Annotated in this window: 21 protein-coding genes and 1 pseudogene; 13 read left to right on the plus strand and 9 right to left on the minus strand. The window is 68.3% G+C overall.

Annotation, left to right across the window (positions count from 1 at the left end; genetic code table 11):
- Positions 1 to 6 precede the first annotated feature (6 nt).
- On the minus strand, positions 7 to 906 hold the full coding sequence (locus ABE85_RS05260) for a hypothetical protein (RefSeq protein WP_067270806.1): 900 nt from the start codon (positions 904 to 906) through the stop codon (positions 7 to 9).
- 16 nt (positions 907 to 922) lie between these two features.
- On the minus strand, positions 923 to 1,495 hold the full coding sequence (locus tag ABE85_RS05265; protein ID WP_067270810.1) for a DUF4255 domain-containing protein: 573 nt from the start codon (positions 1,493 to 1,495) through the stop codon (positions 923 to 925).
- A gap of 284 nt (positions 1,496 to 1,779) precedes the next feature.
- Here ABE85_RS05265 and ABE85_RS05270 point away from each other — a divergent pair, with 284 nt between their 5' ends.
- The 6 genes and pseudogenes from ABE85_RS05270 (at position 1,780) to ABE85_RS05290 (ending at position 11,373) form a co-directional block, all read left to right on the plus strand.
- Complete coding sequence (locus ABE85_RS05270; protein WP_067270812.1) at positions 1,780 to 5,412, plus strand: winged helix-turn-helix domain-containing protein; 3,633 nt, start codon at positions 1,780 to 1,782, stop codon at positions 5,410 to 5,412.
- On the plus strand, positions 5,409 to 5,909 hold the full coding sequence (locus tag ABE85_RS05275; protein ID WP_067270814.1) for a hypothetical protein: 501 nt from the start codon (positions 5,409 to 5,411) through the stop codon (positions 5,907 to 5,909). Before ABE85_RS05270 ends, ABE85_RS05275 begins: the two co-directional genes overlap by 4 nt.
- A 287-nt stretch (positions 5,910 to 6,196) precedes the next feature.
- A pseudogene (locus ABE85_RS28275) lies at positions 6,197 to 6,357 on the plus strand (IS481 family transposase); the annotation flags it as partial.
- A 208-nt stretch (positions 6,358 to 6,565) separates the two neighbouring features.
- Entirely contained in the window at positions 6,566 to 7,303 is a 738-nt protein-coding gene (locus ABE85_RS05280; protein ID WP_067270817.1) for a hypothetical protein, read from the plus strand.
- A 259-nt stretch (positions 7,304 to 7,562) separates the two neighbouring features.
- Positions 7,563 to 9,323 carry a winged helix-turn-helix domain-containing protein gene (locus ABE85_RS05285; protein ID WP_067270821.1) on the plus strand — a complete coding sequence of 587 codons (1,761 nt, stop codon included), beginning with the start codon at positions 7,563 to 7,565 and terminating at the stop codon, positions 9,321 to 9,323.
- A gap of 115 nt (positions 9,324 to 9,438) precedes the next feature.
- On the plus strand, positions 9,439 to 11,373 hold the full coding sequence (locus ABE85_RS05290; RefSeq protein ID WP_157521960.1) for a hypothetical protein: 1,935 nt from the start codon (positions 9,439 to 9,441) through the stop codon (positions 11,371 to 11,373).
- Here ABE85_RS05290 and ABE85_RS05295 read toward each other — a convergent pair.
- From ABE85_RS05295 to ABE85_RS05325, 7 genes are all read right to left on the minus strand, one after another.
- Positions 11,312 to 11,812, minus strand: a complete 501-nt coding sequence (locus ABE85_RS05295) for a GAF domain-containing protein (RefSeq protein WP_067270826.1) — start codon at positions 11,810 to 11,812, stop codon at positions 11,312 to 11,314. The genes ABE85_RS05290 and ABE85_RS05295 overlap by 62 nt on opposite strands.
- Positions 11,809 to 13,041, minus strand: a complete 1,233-nt coding sequence (locus tag ABE85_RS05300; protein ID WP_067270828.1) for an EAL domain-containing protein — start codon at positions 13,039 to 13,041, stop codon at positions 11,809 to 11,811. The genes ABE85_RS05295 and ABE85_RS05300 overlap by 4 nt, the downstream gene beginning before the upstream one ends.
- Positions 13,042 to 13,181: 140 nt before the next feature.
- A complete protein-coding gene (locus ABE85_RS05305) occupies positions 13,182 to 13,589 on the minus strand; it encodes a nuclear transport factor 2 family protein (RefSeq protein ID WP_197507207.1) in 408 nt (135 codons plus the stop codon).
- Positions 13,590 to 13,591: 2 nt separating this feature from the next.
- Positions 13,592 to 13,888, minus strand: a complete 297-nt coding sequence (locus ABE85_RS05310; RefSeq protein ID WP_067270830.1) for a nucleotidyltransferase family protein — start codon at positions 13,886 to 13,888, stop codon at positions 13,592 to 13,594.
- A gap of 57 nt (positions 13,889 to 13,945) precedes the next feature.
- Entirely contained in the window at positions 13,946 to 14,563 is a 618-nt protein-coding gene (locus ABE85_RS05315) for a hypothetical protein (RefSeq protein WP_157521962.1), read from the minus strand.
- A 100-nt stretch (positions 14,564 to 14,663) separates the two neighbouring features.
- Positions 14,664 to 15,407, minus strand: a complete 744-nt coding sequence (locus ABE85_RS05320) for a DUF695 domain-containing protein (RefSeq protein ID WP_067270834.1) — start codon at positions 15,405 to 15,407, stop codon at positions 14,664 to 14,666.
- A 147-nt stretch (positions 15,408 to 15,554) separates the two neighbouring features.
- Positions 15,555 to 16,007, minus strand: coding sequence for an ester cyclase (locus ABE85_RS05325; protein WP_067270835.1), 453 nt, complete (start codon positions 16,005 to 16,007; stop codon positions 15,555 to 15,557).
- A gap of 249 nt (positions 16,008 to 16,256) precedes the next feature.
- Here ABE85_RS05325 and ABE85_RS05330 point away from each other — a divergent pair, with 249 nt between their 5' ends.
- The 7 genes from ABE85_RS05330 to ABE85_RS05360 all read left to right on the plus strand — a co-directional run bounded on the left by ABE85_RS05330 (position 16,257) and on the right by ABE85_RS05360 (position 20,950).
- Positions 16,257 to 16,994 carry a 2OG-Fe(II) oxygenase gene (locus ABE85_RS05330; protein ID WP_067270838.1) on the plus strand — a complete coding sequence of 246 codons (738 nt, stop codon included), beginning with the start codon at positions 16,257 to 16,259 and terminating at the stop codon, positions 16,992 to 16,994.
- Positions 16,995 to 16,998: 4 nt separating this feature from the next.
- Positions 16,999 to 17,673 (plus strand): DNA oxidative demethylase AlkB, encoded by a 675-nt coding sequence (alkB, locus tag ABE85_RS05335; RefSeq protein ID WP_067270842.1) that lies wholly within the window; start codon positions 16,999 to 17,001, stop codon positions 17,671 to 17,673.
- 125 nt (positions 17,674 to 17,798) lie between these two features.
- The gene (gene ada, locus ABE85_RS05340; RefSeq protein WP_067270846.1) at positions 17,799 to 18,902 is read left to right on the plus strand and encodes a bifunctional DNA-binding transcriptional regulator/O6-methylguanine-DNA methyltransferase Ada; all 1,104 of its coding nucleotides are present in this window, start codon (positions 17,799 to 17,801) and stop codon (positions 18,900 to 18,902) included.
- Positions 18,899 to 19,537 (plus strand): 2OG-Fe(II) oxygenase, encoded by a 639-nt coding sequence (locus tag ABE85_RS05345; RefSeq protein WP_067270849.1) that lies wholly within the window; start codon positions 18,899 to 18,901, stop codon positions 19,535 to 19,537. Before ada ends, ABE85_RS05345 begins: the two co-directional genes overlap by 4 nt.
- 77 nt (positions 19,538 to 19,614) lie before the next feature.
- Positions 19,615 to 20,058, plus strand: coding sequence for a hypothetical protein (locus ABE85_RS27380; protein WP_067270852.1), 444 nt, complete (start codon positions 19,615 to 19,617; stop codon positions 20,056 to 20,058).
- Between the two features lie 57 nt (positions 20,059 to 20,115).
- Positions 20,116 to 20,559 (plus strand): hypothetical protein, encoded by a 444-nt coding sequence (locus tag ABE85_RS05355; protein ID WP_067270856.1) that lies wholly within the window; start codon positions 20,116 to 20,118, stop codon positions 20,557 to 20,559.
- Between the two features lie 55 nt (positions 20,560 to 20,614).
- Positions 20,615 to 20,950, plus strand: coding sequence for a YciI family protein (locus ABE85_RS05360; RefSeq protein ID WP_067270859.1), 336 nt, complete (start codon positions 20,615 to 20,617; stop codon positions 20,948 to 20,950).
- Positions 20,951 to 20,996: the final 46 nt, after the last annotated feature.

The following is a 20,996-nucleotide window of genomic DNA, read 5'->3' on the forward strand; positions in this document are numbered from 1 at the left end:
TGCGGGTTAGCGATGCACGTGGATCTCGGAGACGATCGCCGGTCGGCCGGCTATCGTTTCGCGGGCGAGCAGTTGCGCCGCTGCCGTGGGCAGTCGGCGGATCAGCACCTTGTCTTGAACCTTGCCGTTGCCGCCGGCCGGGCCGGCGGTCGTTCCGTGGGCCGGGGGCTCACCGCGGCTGCGCAGCTGGAAGCGGTGCGGCGAGCGCTGCGCCAGCGGCACGCGGACCAGCGAGCGGATGGCCAGCATGGGCGTGCCGTCGTCCAGGCGCTCGGGCACGGGCGCGGTGAAGCCGGTCTCGCCGGCCAGGTCGACCACGGCGAGCGCGGGCTCGGTCCAGTCGCCCAGCAGGCAGTACTTCCAGACCGTGGCGCGCGGCGCCAGCGGCCAGCGGTAGCGGACCGGCCAGGCCGCGGGATCGCGCGACGGTCCTTGTGACGGCAGGCGCGCCAGCGGCAGGTGGATCAGCGCGAAGGGCAGCACGCGGCGGTCGTGGGGCGTGAGCAGCGCGTGGAGCTCCGGCGTGTCGAGCGCCTTGGGGCGCGCTTCCATCGTCACCGTCGTCGCGTCGTCGCCGGTCTCGACCCACAGCAGCTCGCGCGGCCGGTCGGCCGCGTCCTCGGTGCCGCAGGCGAAGTCGTCGTCGGTGGCGAAGACGCGCCAGTTCAGCGCGTGGCCGTCGTCGAAGGCGCCGGACGCGTCCTCGGCGTCGGAACGCAAACGGGCGATCGCCTCGGCGGGCCCGTGGACGCGCAGCGATCCGCCGTCGGTCCGCACCAGCGCGTCGGCGCGGCGCAGCCGCTCGGCGGTCGAGCCGGCGGGGACGAAGCGCAGTCCGCGGCAGCGGCCGTCGGCGTAGTAGCCGTGGGCGACGTCCACCTGCAGCAACGGGAAGTAGGGACCCATGTTCCGCTCCCGCCGTTCAGCCGTGGACGCCGACGGCCGGCGTGCGCACCGACGGCAGTTGCGCGTCGGGCTTGCGGGCATCGATGGAGAGCAGGCGCACGCGGTAGAGCACCGACGGCACGTAACGGCCGCCGAGCACGCCCCACAGCGTGGCCAGGTCATGGATGCTCAGCGGCTCGATGTTGAGCGTGAGCTTGTCGATGCGCGGATCCAGCCCGGGGGAGTTCTGCGGATCGAGCACCGGCGTGGCCTGGAAGCAGGCGATGGTGCTGCTGATCAGCTTGAGCGCCTCCGGGTAGGTGCTGCCGCCGTAGTTGGCCGCGAACATCATCAGCAGGTTCAGCTGGACCGGCGGCGCGGCGCGCGCCATGCGGTCGCCGCTGCCCAGCGTGTGCGACGGCATGCCGGGCACGGCGTCGCGTTCCAGGTTGACCAGGAAGGCGCAGAGCCGGTGCGCCGCGCCTGCCGCCGGGGCGCCGTCCGCTTCGTGCAGCGCGGTCACGGCGACGAGGTCCTCCGCCGACTGGTGCGAGCGGCGCAGCACGGCGTTCAGGTGGCCGGCGATGTGGAGGAGGGCGGCGTCGATCATTGGGGGGCCGGTCGGTGGAGGAGGTGGGACACCGGGGTGTCGATGCGTTGAACGATAGGAGGGCGGGACCTCGCGTCCCATCCGACGGATGCCGATGTTGGGGGCCGGGTTTTCGGAGATTCGGCTAGTCGCTCCGGCGCTAGCGCATCGCGGCCTCAACTCAAGCGCGAGTTGTCCCCTGTCAAGCTGTCAATCCTTGCGGGGTGCGGATGCACACGCGCGGGGCTGCCGCTCCTAGACTCCGCGCTCACGGTCCGAAGAGACCGGGCTCAGGAGGTGAAGCAATGGATCCGAGGATCGAGGAGGGTCCGCTGCCCGCGACGTCCGCTCGTGGGATGAAGGCGGGCGAGCCGCTGAGTTTCCTGCTCGGCGACTGGATCGTCGACGTGCCCACGCGCCGGTTGCGCCGTGATGACGAGACCGTGACGCTGGAGCCCCGCCCGATGGCGGTGCTGGCCGCGCTGTGCCGTCATCCCGGCGAGGTGGTGTCCGCGGAGGCGCTGCTGCAGGACTGCTGGCCGGAGGCCACGACGCTCGGCGACAACCCGGTGCACAAGGTGGTGGCGGGACTGCGCCGGGCCCTGGGCGACAGCGCCACGACGCCGCGCTATCTGGAGACCATCCGCAAGCAGGGCTACCGGCTGGTGGCGACCATCGGCGTGCTGTCGGCGGAAGGTCCGCGCAGCCTCGCGGGCGGCTGGCGCGGGCTGTCGCCGTTCCGCGGGCTGGAGCCGTTCGACGCGGCGCACGCGAGCGTGTTCTTCGGCCGCGACGACGCCGTCGCCGCGCTGCACGCGCGTCTGACCCGGCAATGGCGGCTGGGGCATCCGCTGGTGCTGCTGCTGGGGCCGAGCGGCTCGGGCAAGACCTCGCTGGTGCAGGCCGGGCTGATGCCGGCGCTGACGCGGCCGGCTCCGGCGGCGGCACCGGCGGCGACGCCGATGGACAGCGGCGGACTCGGCAACGGCAACGGCAACGGCAACGGCGATCGGACTAACAAAGACAGCGGAGGCAGCGGCAGCAGCAGCAGCGGCGGCAGCGGCGAGCTGCTGCGCGTCAGCGCCGCGGCGCTGGTCGACCTCGGCGCGCTGGGCGGGCTGGACGCATGGGCGGGCGTGGCGGGCGCGATGCTGGATTGGGAGTGCCAGGGCGTGCCCCTCCTGTCGGGCTACAGCATCGACACCTTGTCCGCGGACCTGCGCAGCTCTCCCAAGGACGTGCTGCGGCAACTCGCGATCGGGCTGGACGCCACGCGCGCGTTGCGCGGTGGCGCGCAGGCGCCCCCGCTGCTGGTGCTGGACCGGCTGGAGGCGATCTTCCAGGACGACGACGCGCGCACCGGCGCGTGGCTCGAGATGCTCGACCGCCTGGTGGGCAGCGGACGCATGGTGGTGCTGGCGATCTGCCGCAACGATTTCTACGCCGCGCTGGCGCGCTGGCCGTCGCTGATGCGGGGCAAGGAGGGCGGCGCCCATCTGGACCTCGCGCCGCCCGATGCGCGCGCGATCGCCCAGATGATCCGGCTGCCCGCGCGCGCCGCGGGGCTGAGCTACGGCGCGGACGAGAGCGGGCTCAACCGCCTCGACGACCGGCTGTGCATCGACGCGATGCAGGCACAGGATGCCTTGCCGCTGCTGCAGTACACGCTGCAGCAGCTCTACCTGAACCGCGCGCCGGGGGATGTGCTGGCGTGGTCCGCGTACGAGGACCTCGGCGGGCTGGAAGGGGCCATCGGCCGCCGCGCGGAATCGCTGCTCGAGGAGCTGCCGGCGCCGCAGCAGGACGCGCTGCCGCGGCTGCTGCCCCGGCTGGTCTCGCTGGGCGACGACGACGCCTCGCCGACCAGCCGCTGGCTCGCCGCGTCCGAGCTGACGGACCCGCAGGAGCAGGCGCTGGTGCGCGCCTTCGTCGACGCGCGGCTGCTGGTGGCGGACCTGGCCGGCGGCTTGAACGGCGGCATCAGGAACGACACCAATGGCGGCACCAATGGCGGTTTGAATGGCGGTTTGAACGGCGATGCACGGGGCGGCGTGAGCGGCTACCGCGTCGCGCACGAGGCGCTGCTGCGGCGCTGGCCGCGCGTGACGGCGTGGGTCGCGCAGCACCGCGTCGCGCTGACGGCGCGCGACGAACTGCGGCCGTGGGTGGCGCGATGGATGGCCGCGGACCAGGCCGGCCCGCTGCTGATGCCGCGCGGCTCGACCTTGTGGACGGCGGCGCGCGCGCTGGCGGAGGCGCCGCAGCTCTTCGGCGATCTGGAGCGCCAGTTCATCGAGCGCTCGCAGCGGCGCCTGCGCCGCCAGCGCTGGGGACTGGGCGCGGCGAGCGCGGGCGCTTTCCTGCTGGCGGGCATCGCCGGCATCGCCGCGATCGGCTACGCGCGGCAGGCCGACGTCGCGGCGGAGCGCCAGCGGCAGAGCCGGCAGCTGGCGTCCTTCATGCTGGGCGAGCTGGCGGACAAGCTGCGGCCGATGGGCCAGCTGGACGTGCTCAGCCGCATCGGCGAGCAGGGCGTGAGGCTGCTCGCGCCGGCGGAGGGCGGCCGCGAGACGCCGGGCGACGCGCTGCAGCGCGCGAAGGCGCTGGTGGTGATCGGCGAGGTCAACAGCAGCCGCGGGCAGGGCCGCACCGACATCGCCGCGGACGCGCTGCACGCGGCGCTGCATCTGCTGACGCCCCTGGATCGCGCGGCGCAGCAGGATCCGGCCGCGTATTACAAGACGCTGGGGGCGGCCTCGTTCTGGCTCGGCCAGATGGCGTTCGACGCCGGCGACCTGGAGACGGCGTCTCTCGAGATGGCGCGGTACCGCGAGGCCTCCGAGGCCTGGCGCCGGGCCTTGCCCGAGGATGGCGACGCCCAGGCCGAACTGGGGTTCGCGGTGAACAGCCTCGGCTCCATCGCCTTCCGTCGCGCGTCCTGGGATGAGGCCCAGCGCTGGTTCGAGCAAGCCCTGACCCTCAAGCTGGCGGCCTTGGCGCGCAAGCCGGGCGATGCCGATGCGCAGGAGGCGGTGGCCAGTTCGCGCCTCTGGCTGGGACGGGTGGCCCATATCCGCGGCAATCCGGTGCAGGCGCTGGCCTTGTTCGACGTCGCGCGCCAGCCCCTGGCCGCGCTGGCCGCGCGCACGCCCGATGCGCTGGTGCGTCTGCGCGAGCTGGCGGCCGTGGACGGACGTCGCGGCGATGCCCTGCGGTCGTCGGGGCGGCTGGACGAAGCGATCGAGGTGATGAGCGCGAGTGTGGCGCTGCTCCGCGACGCCGAGCGCCGCGACGCCAGCAATCGCTTCTGGCTGTCGGACCGGCAGCATGCGCAGGCCAACCTGCTGCTGCTGCGGACCGATGCGGGCTTGGACGTGCGCGAGGCGCTGGACGCGTTGCGCGCGGAAGTGCCGCTGCGGCCCGAATCCGAGCCCGGCCGCGAGTTCCTCCGGCGCGAGGTGCTGGCGCGGCTGGCGGTGGCGGAAGCGGCGATCGCCGCCCGGGTGGGCAGCACCGGGGATTTCAATCGACGTCTGGCGGCCGCCGGCGCGGAGGTCGAGGCGCTGCTCGTGTCGGCGCCGCGGCACTGGCAGAGCCTGGAGCTGTCGGCGCGGCTGGGATTGCTGTCGCTGGCCGTGCCGGTCTCCGCGGAGCGCGCGCCGCGTGTCGGGGTGGAGGTCGGGGTCGGGGTCGGGGTCAGGTCTCGCGCGAGCTGCGAGCGCCTGCGGGACGGCCTGGCCGCGGCCGTGACGGCCGGGCAGGGCGGCCTGGTGCTCGAGGCCTGGCTCGCCGCCCGGCGCTGCCTGGGCGAGAACACGGACGCGGCCGCCCTGGCGCGACTGCGCCAGGGCGGTTACGTGCCGCTCTCCCCCTTGGTTTCCACGATGGTTTCAACCAACCGATTCACTGTTTCAACCGAAAGGAATGGGTCCTCATGACTGAACTTGCAAACACCGGCACCGACACCGGCACCGACCAGGCGGCGGCTGACACCGTCCAATTCTTCGTGGTGCCGTGGGACATGACGATGAACTCGGTGGGGGAGCCGGTCACGATCACCTGCCGCTATTTCGACAAGGACTGGAAGCAGGTGGAGACGATGCCGATGACCAGCAAGCTGCAGTTCTTCCGCATCGAGCAGCGCAAGACCACGGGCCTGACCTCCGCGCCCAAGCCGCCGGTTGAACTGGACGTCACGCTGTTCTCAGGCGTGGCCAAGACACTGAAGGAGACGTGCGGCCTCAACAACTCGTTCATGGCGACGGGTCCCGATCAGGCGACCGCCATCCTCGTTCCTGTCATGAAGGACACGACGCGCGGTCTCATCCTGGTGTTCCGCTACCCCGGCACGGGCTCCGATGTCAAAGCGCTCGTGGCCACCACCGACCCCGAGATCAAGAACACCAGCAATACGTCGGCGCTGCCGACGGGCTGAGCGGCCCCTGGCAAGTCCTGACCCCGTCCGCTCTCGCTGACGTCCGTTGTCTGAAGGCGAACCCGCGGCGTTGGTCCACGAGGCGGCGCTGCACTTGACGACTCGCCCTCCCGAGAGCCGGGGTGATTCATTGCGTCGTCCATTCGTCTATTCGTTCATTCGTTCGTTCATTCGTTCATTCGTTCATTCGTTCGTTCGTTCGTTCGTTCGTTCGTTCGGACGACTGGCCTTGCTGCTCACGGCACTGTCGCTGAGCGCCTGCGCAGTGCAGAAGCAACTGCGCGTCGTTGGCCGTGCGGATCAGCCGTCTCATGACCGACCACCGCGCTGCCTTCAGATCGCGCGACGTCGCAGCCGTCTGCAAGGACCTGGGCATCCCGCATCGCTTCACGCGACCCTGTCGACCGCAGACCGACTTGGCAAGGCGCAACGCCTTGTCCAGTCGGCGCCATTGCTTCAGGACATGAGGTCTTGACGCTTCACATCCAGGGTGGATCCGGAAGGTTTCAGGAAGGACACGGCATCGCGCCGTGAATAACCTGCATCCGTCGCCTCTCTTCGCCTCGGCAGCAGCAGCGACACCACGACGCCACGTCCACCCGTCGCAGCGGGCGCAGCGTCATTCCATTCCCTGCGGCATCGACAAGGAAACTCTCATGGACAGCCAAACCATTCAGCAACAGGCCCAGACGGTCCTCAACAATCCCTACATCAGCGTTCCGACACCGGTCAGCGTGCAGTCCAACGCCACCGGCTACCACCTCTTCCACTCGATCATCAACACCGGCGACGAGCCGAGTGTCGATCAGGTCCTTCCGGGTTCGATCGTTGTCAATCCGGCCATTACAGGGTCCAGCGCGATCGTGGTCCCCTGCTCGGGCCTGGTCAACGGAAAGCCGAGTCAGCGGCTGCTGTTCTCGGCACAGGGTCCGAACGGACCTGCCCAACTGAAGACCGTCGATCTGGTGCTTCCGGGTAGCAACTCGTCCGTCGGCGATAGCGGCTCCATGATGCCGGTCCTGTCGCTCCACGTCACCGATGGCCTGCTGCCCCCGTCGGAGGACATCGCCCACAGTTGGAGCAAGCTGGGCAGGGTCGGCGTGGCGGTGCCAGGTCTTTCCCTGACGGTGGCGCCGGACTCCGCGGTGATGGGTCCGCTCGATTCCCAGAGCCAGGCAACGCTGGCCCAGGTCGGCATCGACTTCTCGAGCATCCTGAACGTGGCCAAGGTCGTGGTGCCCGCTCTTGCGTCGACGGGCTATCAGATCTACCAGGAGCTGAACAAGTCGAAGCAGGCGTCCGCGACGGCAGACGTTGACGGATGGCTGGACGTCGTGGGCTCCATCGCGAAGGCCGCGGTGCCCATTGCCGGCCAGCTGCTGCCCCTGCTCTGAGCCGCCGATTGCGCTTGAGCCCTGGGGGCCGTCGTCAGGGCCCCCAGGGCAGGCGTTCCGCCCGCCCGACTCTGAACCGCGCATCGCGGCGGCCTTGGGTCGCCACGCGAGTCCCGCGACACGGATCCGAGAAGACCGATGAAGCTGAAACGGCCCATCCGTTCGAGGAGATCACGTCTTGTCCGCTATTACGTCACCTCCTTCGAGGTCGGTCGCGACACACCCGAAAGCCCCAGGGCTTTCCTCTTCCACACGGTTTTTGCTCGATGACTGGGTCGTCGATGTGGGCGCGCATTGCATTGAGCGTCAGGGCCAGCGCATCCGGCTGGAACCGCTTCCCGTCAGCGTCCTGGCAGCGTTGTGCCGGCGCGGTGGCGACATCGTCGGCAAGCAGGAGTTGCTCGATGCCTGCTGGCCTGATGACTCATGCGGGGACAGCCCGATTCACAAGGTCATTTCCGGACTTCGCCGCGCCCTGCAGGACCCCAGCGCCAAGCCCCGCTACATCGAGACCATACGCAAGCGCGGTTACCGCCTGGTCGCTCCGGTGCATGTGCTGTCGGCAACAGGCCCACGCAGCCACCGCAGCGCGTTGCGAGGGCGTTCGCCGTTCTGCGGGCTGGCGCCGTTCGACATGTCCGACGCGGGGACCTTCTTCGGTCGGGATGCCGCCATCGCTGCCCTGCACGGGCATCTGGATGCGCAGTGCAGGACAGGGTATCCAGTGGTGACCCTTTTCGGGGCCAGCGGATCCGGAAAGACATCGGTGGTGCAGGCCGGCCTGGTGCCTGCACTGCTGGCGCAGTCCCGGCCGGAATCCGGTTCGCCCGCGCTGCGCGTGTCGTCAGTGGGCTGGGTCGATCTCGGCATGGTGTCCGGCGATGACGCCTGGATCATGCTCGCCGGCGCCTTGCTCGATTGGGAACACGACGGCACGCCCGTGCTGTCGGGCTACAGCATGACGACGCTTGCCGACAAACTGCGTCTGGCTCCGGCGGAGGTACTTCAATCCCTCGCACTGGCGTTGCACGCGATCGCCGACGCTTCGTCGAGGGTACGCCGCCCACTGCTGGTCATCGATGGCTTCGAGGCCCTGTTCGGGCGCCAGATCTTTGCCAGCCGGTTCAGCGAGACGCTGCGCGCACTGGCGGAAAGCAAGCTGTTTGCCACGCTGCTGGTTTGCCGCAGCGACGCCTACGCCACGATGGCAGACCACGACATCTGGGCGCCCGCCATGAGGCGCGGCGCGCAATTCCATCTGCCGGCACCTGACGGCGTCTCGCTCGCACAGATGGTCCGCATGCCGGCACGCGCGGCGGGACTGGCATTCGGCAGCGATGCCACGGGGCTGGTCCAGCTCGACGACATCCTGTGCGCGGACGCGCTCATGGCGAGTGAAGCGCTGCCCCTGCTCGAACATACGCTGCAGCGACTCTACGACATGCGCACCGCAGGAGACGAGCTCTCGTGGGATGCCTACATGAGGCTGGGCGGCATGGACGGCGTGATCAGCCATTACGCGGAATCTGTCTTCGCGGCGCTGCCGCAGGACAGTCAGGACGCCTGCCTGAAGCTGATGCTGCGCTCGACCTGTATTGCCGCCGAAGATGCCGAGCCGATCGGCCGCTGGGTCAACGCGGAGGACTTGTCTGACGGCGGCGAGTGCCACCTCGCCGATGTACTTGTCGATGCACGATTGCTGCTGGTGGACCGCTGCGGACCCGCCCGCAGCTATCGCCCCGCGCATCTTGCATTGCTGCGCACCTGGCCGCGCATGGTGGCCACGGTCGCGCAGCATCGGGCGGCGCTGATTGCACGTGAGGCATTGCAGCCGTGGATCCGCCACTGGAAAGACGGCGGCCGATCGAATGCGCATCTCATGCCGCGCGGAGCGCTGCTCCAGAAGATCGCTTCAGCCATGGAGGCGTCGGCCGTCCTGTTCGGCATGGACGAGCTCACGTTCGTCCGCCGTTCCACTTCCCTTTCGCGGTGGCGCAGCGGCAAGCGCCGCCGCTCCTGACCGCGCGGCATGCAGAGAGGGCGTCACACCCTTCTGCGCGGCGTGCTTGTGCGGCTGCTCCGGATCCGTCGCCACCCGGAGCAGCGATTCCCGGCGATACCACCAGGAGTTCATCATGTCTTCCAGACTGACCATGACAGACACGTTCACGGCCATTGCCGCCATCACCACGACACCGCCGCTGTCCGTCGGCGCCTTCTACAGTCCTGCAGGACCCACCCCGGGGAATGTCGGGCTCTGCCTGTCCGGCGGGGGCACGCGGGCCTGCGTCGCCGGCATGGGCCAGCTGCGCGCATTGGCGCACCTGCAGGCCAACGGTGCCAGCCTGCTGTCACAGGTCAGGGCCCTGTCGACGGTATCCGGGGGATCGTGGCTGGGCGTGCCCTACCTGTTTCTCTCGTCAGGCGGGACGAGCGAGGCCGACTACCTCGGGGTCTACAACGCAGATCAAGGGACGTTGACACCGCATGAGCTGGGAGAACTGCCCACCGGCAATGCCGGTGCGCCCATGACCTCGCGCGCCTTCTCGATCGGGGGGATCGCGGCGAAGGCCGTGATGATCTACGCCTTGGCGTGGCTCAAGTCTCCCAACGACCCGCTGCCCGCCAACATGCTCTGGCAGTCCGTGATCGCACTCAATATCCTGACTCCCCAAGGCCTGTACCTGCACGGGAGCAACTATCTGCCGAGCGACATGTTCACGGCGACCGAAGGCAGCCTGGGCGACATCAAGGAGAGAAACCCCGACCTGTCGCTGGACACGGCCTATACCTTCGCCGCCGGCGCCTCTGATACACAGAGGCCCTTCATGATCTGCAACATGGCGATGTTCGATGATTCCGGCTCGCAGCTGGTGCCGGTGCAGGCGACGGGATTCTTCAGCGGGATCGTGGGGGCGCCTGGCGTCGCCGATGCCAACGACCTCAGCGTGGGTGGCGGTGGGGTGGATTCGTTTGCCCTGAACGCCACCTTCGTCAGCGCGTCCAATGGCCTGGCGACGGTGGAACAGCTCCGTCCATGGTCGCTCACCGACATCATGGGAACCAGCAGCGCCGCGTTCGCTGCGAAGGTCCAGGAGCTGATCAGGACGTGGCAGCGGGACAAACAGGCCTTCCGTGAGTGGATGGCAGCCGAGAGCAGTGTGTTGCACGACTGGATCGACCAGCATCTGCCACCCGAGCACCAAGCGGATGCCAAGCGTCTGGCGGACGGCGATCCGATGCTCGAAGATGCATTGGACAAGCTGTCGCTGGGCAGCCTCATCCCTTCATACCCGTCCTGGCCGGTGGCCGATCCGGGAGTGAATCCCGAGCCCAATCAGTATGCCGACGGAGGCAACCTCGAAAACACCGGCTTGCCCAGCATGCTCGCGTATGAGGACATCGACAGCGTGATCGTGTGCGTGAACTCGATGCAGCCGATCACCGTTGTGAACCGCGGCGTCGCGGACGGCCAGGGCAAATGGGTGCAAGGAAGCCAGGTGCTCGTCGACGATGCGATTCCTCCGCTATTCGGGTACCGGCCGTACGACGTCGACAGCGGCTATGTGCCCTACGCTCAAGGCAAGAGCGGCATGACCGGCGACTCGCAGGCGTACGCGAACAATCAGGTCTTCGAGTCCGGCGAGTTTGCTCCCTTCCTCTCGGGTCTGCTGGCTGCGGCCAGTGCCGGGAGCAGGTCGCCCAACAAGGCGCCCGCCATCCTGGCGCAAGCCTTGGCCGTGCTCAAGAATGACTGGTTCGGGGTGCAGGCGCGAGACGGGGTGAACATCGTCTGGGTCTATCTGAACTTCAGCCACGACTGGCGCGCGCAATTCGAGAATCCGCAGACGCAGGCGCTCATCGACGCTCAAGCGCGAGATGAAACGTTCCCCAACTACAGCACTTTCTCCACCCACCTGAGCGCCCAGCAGATCAACCTGTTGGCCCATCTTTCCTCCTGGTCCCTGGTGAGTACCGAGGAGAAGGAACAGGTGTTCTCGCCGCTGTTCAGGAACGCACCGCCGCCATCTGGATCAGCCGCTCTTCCACCGCGCTCGCGGCGCCCTTGAGCATGCGGATCTGCGCGTCGTCGAAGTCGGCGTGCGGCCGATGGTCGATGACGCACAGCGAGCCCAGGCACACCCCGTTCAGGTGGATGGGCGCGCCGGCGTAGAAGCGGATGTGAGGCGCGTCCACCACGAGCGGGTTTCCCGAGAACCGCTCGTCCTGGCGGGTATCGAGGACCACCAGGGGCTCCGGCCACCACAGCACGTGGGCGCAGAAGGAGCAGCTCCGCGCGGTCTCGCGCACGGCCAGCCCGGTGATCGCCTTGAAGAACTGGCGGTCACGGTCGATGAAGGACACCGCGCTGATCGGGACCCGGAACGAGCGGGCCACCGTGAGGGTCAGCGCGTCCAGGAAGGGGTCGTGCGATTCCGACAACAGGCCATGGCGTTGCAGCGTGTCCAGCCGCCAGGCTTCATCCTCCGGATACGGCGCGCAGATCACGGCGCTTCACCGGGCGGTACGTGCACGCGCAGGTCGCCGCACAGGATCGCCGTCCGGCCCTCGAGCTCGAAGGCGATGGATCCGGTCAGGCACATCCAGCCGCCCTGCAGGGTCAGGTAGGGCCGTGTCAGCTGGACGGAGCCCGGGAAGGACACCGCGCGCCGGAAGTACTGGCGCCGCGACCAGCGGGCGCCGGAACAGTTGTGCAGGGGCTCGAACTGCTCGACGCGTTGCAGCCGCTCCCTCGCCGCATCGTCCCGGAAGGCGATGTCGTCGAGCTGCCGGCCCTGATCGTCGAGCAGGTAGCACATGGTCGCGTTGGGCGCGGACAGGAAGTCCGCGCAGGCCTCGTCCATCGGACGGCCCGCGGCCAGGGCGATGCTGGCCAGGCGAAGCCGGTCGCAGTGCAGGGCCATGGACTCCCGCCACCGGTCGTCCTTGCGGGACTGCGCGTCGTCGAAGCTGCTCCACGCGGCGTCCAGCGCCTCGCTGCCGTCCTCCGGCGCCAGGGCGGCCGGCTGCGGCCTGCCGAAGTAGTAGCCCTGGACGAAGTCGGCGTCGCAGGTGAGGGCGATGTGGGCGCCCTGCAGCGTCTCGATGCCTTCCACGAGGACCAGCGACCCGCATTCCTGCAGCAGGGACACCATGCGCTGGAGGATGCGCAGCGCCTTCGCGTCCTGCTTGGCCCGCATGAGCACGCGGCGGTCCAGCTTGACCAGGTGCGGGGCGAGGTCGAAGACGCGCTCGAAATTCGAATGCCCGGCGCCGAAGTCGTCGAGGGCGATCAGGCAGCCCTTGGCGCGCAGTTGCTGCAAGGCCGGGTAGACGCGTTCGTCCTCGAACAGCGGGGACTCCAGCACTTCGATCACGACGCGCGACGGCCGGATGCCGCTGGCGTCCAGCGCGCGTTCGATCTCATGGAGGGCGCCGGTCGACTCCAGCAGCGTCGCGGGATGGAGGTTCAGGAGCAGCCATTCGGACGCGTCGCGCTTGCCCATGGCGACGTAGGCCTGGAGATGCTGCCGCACGGCGCGGACGTCGAGGTCGGCGCGTGCGTGGTGATCGGGCAGTCCGTCGAAGAGGAGGTTGGGCGCGATGGGCCGGCCGTCGGCGTCGCTGGCGCGGAGCAGCGCTTCATGGCCGACCAGGCGGCCGTGGGTGAGGCTGAAGACCGGCTGGAACGCCGTGGCGAGCTCGCAGGACGCCAATCCTTGGGTGATGGGACTCATTGCGAGGACGCCGTGGCAGCTTTCATGCCCGCATCATCGGAGTCCTGCGGCTTCCGCGGCAGAGGGCAGTGTAGGAAGGGCGTGTCTGGCGTTTGCCTACAGCGAAGCCGGGGGCCGCGCAGCCTCATGCACCGGTCGGATCACTTCATTGGGGCGGTGGTGGGGACGGCCGTTGCCTTGGACCATACGGCCATCCAGCCGGCCGCCCGGCGCTCGTAGACATCCATGTGCCAGCAGTCGACGACCTTGCCCGACGGGAAGCTCAGTCGCGCGCGGTAGCGGAGGACGGCGAGGTCCTCGGAGGCGCGGACCTGCATGTCGCTGTGTTCCCAGCCGGAATAGAAGGGCGCCTCGGCGATCAGCGCGAGGTACTCGTCGCGGCGCAGGAGCCGGCCTGCGGGTGAGATGAGCTCGTACTCCGGCGCGTGCAGCGATTCGATGACCGGCATGTCGCGCTCGACGAGGGCGCGGGTGCGGCGGATCTCGAGGGCGGGGAAGAAGTCCTCGGGGGCGAGGGCGTTGGGGAGGGCATCGATGGATTTGCTCATCGTCAGCTTTCGACAACGACGCGAGGCCATCGCTCGCTGTAGCGCTTCGCGGCCGTCCGGTCCTTGAAGTTCTGGGCGCTGGCCCGGGTCGGGTCGGGTTGTGGCGCAAAGAAGGCCACGTCCACGTCCGACAGGGCGGACGGCTCGCGGTATCCGCTGAGGGCGTCCCACACCAGATTGCGGATGGCACCCGCCCCGATGCACCACGAGGTCAGCTGCAGCGAGCGCACTGCACGCAAGGCGCTCATCATCCAGGGACTGCCGTTGACAAGGCGTACCAGCCGCTCGGTGTCTTGCACGATGTCGTTGTTCCTCAGCCTGCACGCTCAGCCCTGTCTTGCTGCCACGGCATGACTTCACTTGCCCTTGGGCATCTCCAGGCCGAGTTGCTTGAAGGCAGCCACCAGACTGGTCCGGAAATTCTTGTGTTCTCGGGAGGGGCTGCCTCCCATCTCCGCCTTGCCCTTCCACACCAGGCGGCCGGTGGCGCGCTCGAAGATGCCGATTTCCATGTCCCCATAGGCGGCGCCCGGCTGATAGGTTCCCCAGGAGATCGGCACGACCTGCACGATGTGCGAGGCCCTTGCCAGCGTCGCGGGTGTCAGGTCACGCCGCTCCGAAGCACTCGCCGCATCGCCGTTGGCCACGAACTCCTCGTTGATGTCGGCTGTCGCCCGCCGGACGAACACGGCCATCGACGACGTGGCGCGACCCATCGCGTCCCAGTTCTGGTCCGGACGCAACAGCCGCTGGATGCTCCAATCCGACCGGGTCATGGCGCCGCTCGAGTCGACGATCACCACGAGCACGCGGGTCGCCGGCACGGTCGACGATGCCTCGATGCCAGTCACAGGCTGACCTTGCATCGATCCCCACGAGGTACAGGCGCTCAATGCCGCCAACACGAGGATCGCCGAGATGCGCTTGAGGCGACCCTGCATGCGAAAGGCAGTCTCGGCGCGGCGTTCTTTCATCGGGACACCGGGGCTTCGATCGATGGGCATGGCGTGGACGCAGTGCGTGCGAGTGGCAGTTGCGGCGATCATAGGGGCGGGCCCTGTGCCGCCATTGAGTTCAGGCGATGACGGTGCAACCCCAGCCGTCGTACTCGCCGCCATGGCGTTGCGCAGCGTCATACACCGGCTGGATCACCTCATCGATCTCCCGCATGGACGGCACGTCCACGCGCGCGAGGTGCACGCGGATCGCGTCGCGTTCGTCGTCATGCGTCGGCTCGTGCTTGAGCTGGTAGCCGAGCGGGCGCAGTTCGTCGATGAACGCGGTGGCCGAAGCCGCGTTCGGCAACCAGGCCAGGTGATCGATCTCGCGCGGCGCCGTGAGCTTGTCGCCGTTGTGCTCGAGCTGCTCGCAGACGCGGCGGTTCTGGATTCGCTCATGGTCCCAAGGGCTGGGCTGCAGGAAGTTCCTGTAGCTCGACCACTCGCGGTCCTCGCGGACGCCTTCCTGGAACTCGTAATCGGGGAAGGACTTCATCGTCGCCGCGACACGTTCCGTCCAGGTGTCGGGCGCGGAGACGTAGAAGTAGAAATCGCGGCAGCCATCCGACGTATTGCGGCCGACGTAGGCGGTGAGATCGTCGCAGAGTGCTGCTTCCAGCGCGTCCTCGATCACGATGAGCTGGTCGAATTCGGCCTGGCTGGAGAGCCCGTCATCGCGAGGCTGCCGCATGCGCAGGCGCAGGTAGGCCATGTGCGACAGCGCCGCCACCGGCGCCAAGGCTTCAGCGCCGAGGTCCACGTAGATCGAGGCCGGCTTGTCGTCGACAAGCGCGGAGTAGAAGTCCCAGTCGTCGGTCATGAGGCCGCCGTGTTGCGGAGTGAAAGTCGACGCGGATCATAGGGGTGAGGAAAACCACCTCGAATCGTCACTTGTCTGAACCGCCCGACTGACTCTGTTCTGCTCAGCCGGCCGCGCGTCCCGACTCGGGAGCGCAGCCGGCTCGAATCAGACCGTCGTCTTGATCAGCCCCAGCTGCGTCAACGCCTTCACGCCGTCATCCAGCCCGATCTCCTCGACGATCTTGCCGTCCCTGAGTCGCAGCACCGTCGTGCCGGTGAATCGCATCTTGCGCCCCGTCGCCGCCGGCAGCCCGCCGACGAGGAAGTCGTCGAACGCCGGACCGGTGTGCGTTCCGCCCCCTTCCCATCGACCGACGACATAGTCGCCCTCGGCGATCAGCTCCGCCGCGCCCCAGAAGTTCAAATCGGGGAAGGCCTCGCGGAAGTCGGTCATGAAGGCCTTGATGTCGTCCCGGCCGCGACGGGGCTCGTGGAGCGAGTAGTGCAGCAGCATGTCGGGCGATGCGATCTCGTCGACGATGGACAGATCGCAGGTCTCGCCCCAGAAGCTGGTGAACCAGCGACCGACGATGGCCTTGTTGTTTTCTTCGATGGACATGGAGAACTCCTTGGGAGTGGTGGTGGGGAATCAGTGGGGGAAGCGTAGACATCGCGAGCGATGCGAAACATCCGTTTCTTGCCACCGAATCGCCAGAATCGATGCCACTTCAGACCTGACCCCAAGACCACGCCAAAGCCCACGTCACGCCCACGCCGATGCGATCCGAATTCGACCGCAAGGATCGGAGTTTCTGAATTCCGGGGCGTTCCTAGACTGCGTCCATCCCATCGACTTGAAGGAACTGAGATGACCGATGCCACTGTCTCCGCCGCCCGCGAGAGCGTCCGATCAGGGCCGGCTTCGCGGGATTGGGGAGCGGTCGAACGCGCGCTCGACGCGGACGGCAACGCCGTCCTGCCGCGTCTGTTGACGGCGGACCAGTGCCGGCGGCTCGCGGCGCTGTACGCGCGGGAGGACGGCTTCCGATCGACCGTCGTGATGGCTCGCCACGGCTTCGGCCGTGGGGAGTACAAGTACTTCTCCTACCCGCTGCCGCCGCTGTTGCAAGATCTGCGTCACTCGCTGTATCCGATGCTGGTGCCCATCGCGAATCGCTGGAACCGGCAACTCGGAATCGACGTGAGTTATCCGGCCACGCTGACGGAGTTCCTGGACCGATGCCATCGCGCAGGACAGCAGCGGCCCACGCCGCTGATCCTGCAGTACGGGGAGGGCGACTACAACTGCCTCCACCAGGATCTCTACGGCGAGCACGTGTTCCCGTTGCAGGTCGCGATCCTGCTGTCGCAACCCGGGGAGGACTTCCATGGCGGAGAGTTCGTGATGACGGAAACGGGCTCGGACCGGCAGCGCGCGGAGGTCCTCCCGCTGACGCAGGGCGACGCCGTGGTGTTCACCGTGAACCGGCGCCCCGTCGCCGGCAAACGGGGTGGCTCTCGTGCCGTCGCCATGCGTCACGGCGTCAGCCGGATCAGCAGCGGGCGGCGTCATACGGTGGGCTTGATCTTTCACGACGCGAGGTGACGCCATGAGCACACGGGGACTGTTCGACGACATGCCCATCGATGGAGGCATCGATGGAGGCATCGATGGCAGCCAGGAGATCGGCCCACGGGCGCGCGTGCTGCGGGCATTTGCGCGGCCTGTCGCCGGCGAGTTGCTGAAGGCGATCGCCGCGGTGGAGAGGATCTCTCCGTTCCGGCATCTGGTGACGCCGGGCGGCTACACCATGTCCGTCGCGATGACCAACTGCGGCGCGCTCGGGTGGACGTCGGATCGGCGGGGGTATCGGTACTCGTCGATCGATCCCGAGACGGGGACACCTTGGCCGGCGATGCCGGACGTGATGAGGCGCCTCGCGCACGATGCCGCGGCGGCGGCGGGCTTCGAGCGCTTCGAGCCGGACGCCTGCCTGGTCAACCGCTACGTGCCCGGCGCGAAGCTGAGTCTCCATCAGGACAAGGACGAGCAGGACCTGGATGCGCCCATCGTGTCCGTGTCGCTGGGCATGCCGGCCGTCTTCCTGTTCGGCGGGCTGCGACGCGACGACCCGACCGCGAAGGTCCCGCTGTTCCACGGCGACGTGGCCGTCTGGGGCGCCGAGGACCGGCTGCGCTATCACGGCGTCATGGCGTTGAAGGACCACCCGCATCCCGATCTGGGTAGCCACCGGATCAACCTGACGTTCCGCAAGGCGGGATGAGCCGTCCGTGATCAGGCGTCGATCAGACGTCGATCAGGCCGCTGATCCGACAAGAAATTCGATCGCAAGAAACGAGGTGCCTGCGACCGGGCGCCGTTCGACACTGCGTTCACAGGATTGAGACCATGAACACCACCAAGCACCTTCTTCCCGACAACGGCACGGATGAGTACGCCAGCGAGGCGCAGCGCTGGGCTGCCGTCCAGGCGCGCGACGTCCGTGCCGATGGGCACTTCGTCTACGGCGTCCGCACGACGGGCATCTACTGCCGGCCGAGCTCCTCGGCCCGCTTGCCCAAGCGGGAGAACGTCGAGTTCTTCGACACCGAACAGGCCGCCGTGGCCGCCGGTTACCGGGCCAGTCAGCGCGCGTCCGGCGATCGGACCGCGATGGCCAGACAACACGCGGCCGCGATCGCGAAGGCCTGCCGCATGATCGAGCGCGCGGAAACGCCGCCCAGCCTCGATGAACTGGCCGGGGAAGCGGGGATGAGTCCGTTCCACTTCCATCGCATCTTCAAGGCCGAGACAGGGCTGACGCCCAAGGGCTATGCCTCGGCATTCCGCGCGAACAAGCTGCGGCAGGAGCTGGGTCAGAAGGGCGCGAAGGTGACGGCGGCCATCTACGACGCCGGCTTCAACTCCAACAGCCGCTTCTACGCGGAGGCGGACCACATGCTCGGCATGCAGGCGCGCGAGTACCGCGCCGGTGCGCCCAACATGCAGATCCGGTTCGCGGTGGCGCAATGCTCGCTCGGCGCCATCCTGGTCGCGCAGAGCCAGGTCGGCATCTGCGCCATCCTGATGGATGACGACCCGGAGCAGTTGGTGGAAGACCTGCAGGACCAGTTCCCGAAGGCGGAGCTGATCGGCGGTGATGCCGACTTCGAGCTGCTCGTGGCGCAGGTCGTCGGATTCATCGAGGCGCCGTCGCTCGGACTCAACCTGCCGCTGGACGTGCAGGGCACGGCCTTCCAGGAACGGGTCTGGCAGGCGCTGCGGGAGATTCCCCCCGGCGCCACCGTCAGCTACGCGCAGGTGGCCGCGCGCATCGGGCAACCGAAGGCGGTCCGCGCCGTCGCGCAGGCCTGCGGCGCGAATCCCCTGGCGGTCGCCATCCCTTGCCATCGCGTGGTGCGCCGCAACGGGGAGCTGTCGGGCTACCGGTGGGGCGTCGATCGCAAGCGTGAGCTGCTGCTGCGTGAAGCGGCGCCGGTCACTCAGCCATGAGCCTGGACGACGCCATCGCCCGATTGGATTGGCCGCGGATCGAGGCGCAACTGAACGAGGAGGGCTGCGCGATCCTTCCCGGTGTGCTGGATGACGACGTGATCGCCGAGCTGTTGTTGCTGCCGGCGGTGATGCCCGTATCCATCGCGGATCTGCGCCGCCGCTGCTACGAGCGCCTGGTGCCGGTCGCCAACCACTGGAACGCCCTGCGCGACGTGTCGGAGAGGTTTCCGGACACGCTCGACGAGCTCACCGCGCATCGCCACGGCGTTGCAGGCGATCAAGCGCATTCCGCCTTCACGCGTCTGGGCGCCGGCGACGATGAGGCGCTCCATCAGTTCGCGGGGAGTCCGGACGCATTTCCCTTGCAGCTCGTGGCCTTGCTCAGCGAGCCCGGGAAGGATTTCACCGGCGGCGAGTTCGTCCTGACCGAGCAGCGGCCGCGCATGCAATCGCGGCCGATGGTGTTGCCGCTGCGGCGCGGCGACCTGGCCGTCATCGCCGTGGCGCAGCGCCCGCACAAGGGGGCCAAGGGCTATTACCGCGTGAACCTCAAGCATGCGATCAGCCGGGTGCGGAGCGGCGAACGGATCGGGCTCGAACTTCTCTTCGACGACATAACGCCAGGCGTCTGACCCTGGCACCTTGCTTGCTCACTCACCGTTCCTGCCCCGGGTTCGACCGGGCACGCCCCCATCAAGGAGAACTGGACATGAGCATCACGAAGTTCACGGCCGCCTCGGCCATCGTGCTGGCCGCGGGACTCTCCAGCTGCGACCGCTCGGCCCCCACCACATCGGAACCGGCTTCCCCGACCCCAGCCGCCTCAGCGCCGGCCGCAGCCACGTCAACGGCCCCTGCAACGTCGACGGCAACGCCTGACCCCGCGCAAGCCTGGCTGGGCCGCTGGAACGGACCGGAAGGCACCTACCTGCAACTCAACGCCGCCGACGCCGGTTACGAAGTCCGCATCAAGGACCTGGACGCGGAACGGACGTTCAAGGGCGTCGGCAAGGACGGCGCCATCCAGTTCGAGCGCGATGGGAAGCAGGAGTCGATCAAGGCCACCGACGGTGATGCCACGGGCATGAAGTGGCTGGCGGGCAAGAAGACGTGTCTGACGGTTCGCACCGGGGAGGGCTACTGCCGGGACTGAGGCGCCGCCGCTTCTGTCTCCGACCGGAGCGGGTTGCTGCGGTGCTTTAATGCGTTGATGCGAATCGCTCACCGGTCCATCGTCGTCTCGCCGCTGCCGGTCGGGCAGGGGCAGCCTCTCCTGCGAGGCGCTCTGCTCGCCCTGGCGATATGCGCGGCTGGAACCTCAGTCCGCGCGGAGGGGCAGTACCCGTCCGCGCAGGACATGGTGGCGATGATCGAAGTGGTGGCCGTCGAGTGTGTGCGGCAGGACCATCTGAAGATCGAGGACGTGAATCAGATGCGGCGCAATCTTCCCCGGCACCTCCACCGGGCGACCTATGCGCAGTACCTGGCCAGCCCTGCGTACGAGCGTAGCGCGGCAGCCTTTCGCGCGGACATCGCCAAGGACGGCGTGACGAAGAAGTTCTGCGAAAGGCTGCGTGACCTGAGAACGGTCGAGCCGAACGACATCATCTTTGCCGAGCGCGGACTGGACTATCCGGACAGGCCGGAGCGCTGACCAAGGCGCGCGGCTTGCTCCCTTCGAAGCGGTTGACTTCGACAAGGAGACGTCAATGGCAAAGTTCATCACCGTGGGGTACGGCGACGAGGCCGGCTACAAGCGGACCGATGCCGCCGTGCGCGACGCGGCGCATGCGCACGACGCGCGGCTCAAGGCGGGCGGCGCGCTGATCGGCATCGCGGGCGCGCCGGTGCAGGTCCGCAACCCTGACGACTCGGGTGTTCAGACGACATCGGGCGCCTACCTGCGCAGCACCTTGCCCATCGCCGGATTTGCCGTGATCGAGGCGAGGGACCTGCAGGAAGCGATCGCGATGGTGTCGAAGGCGCCTTGCGCGGTGGCGCACGGCGTCGTGGAGATCTGGCCGCTTCAGGAGCCGCCGCATTGAGGCGGACAGCCAGGAAGAAGCGTTGCGCATCGCCTCCATGCACCCG

It is taken from the genome of Mitsuaria sp. 7 (assembly GCF_001653795.1).
Lineage (GTDB): Bacteria > Pseudomonadota > Gammaproteobacteria > Burkholderiales > Burkholderiaceae_C > Roseateles.